The organism is Variovorax sp. P2_H12 (assembly GCF_056403395.1).
On the sequence record NZ_JBFUFO010000268.1, the window covers coordinates 1 to 393 of the forward strand.

The 393-nt window shown below is 67.7% G+C and carries 1 protein-coding gene; it reads right to left on the minus strand.

Features of this window, described 5'->3' with window-relative positions; genetic code table 11:
• Positions 1-60: 60 nt before the first annotated feature.
• The coding region (locus tag AC1DYK_RS36095) for a hypothetical protein (protein WP_478170636.1) at positions 61-393 on the minus strand (333 nt) is incomplete at its 5' end.

The window sequence follows — 393 nt, forward strand, 5'->3', positions numbered from 1 at the left end:
CGGCCTGTTGGTAGTAGGGTCCGCTGCCCTCGGCGCCGTTGCCCTGGTCGGCGTACGGGCTCAGTCCGTGCCCCAGCGACCAGGTGTACAGCTCGTCGTCCGTGGCGGTCTTCGCGTCGGGGATCGTCGGCAGTCGGTGTACGTACCGCTCTGCCAGAAGTTCCACACCTGGTCCAGCACGGAGAACTCGTAGGCCCGGTCGGCCGATCCGAGGTATTGGAAGGTGAGGCCCTGCTCCTTGGCGGTGGCCTCGAAGCGCGGCAGCATCTGCTCCCGGCGGACCAGCATCTCGCGCTGCACGGCGTTCAGGGCGGCCCGGCATTCGGGCGTGCCGACGGTCCGGAAGAACTTCTCGTAGCCGCTGTCGTCGTTGTTGTTCGCGTCGTTCGGTGC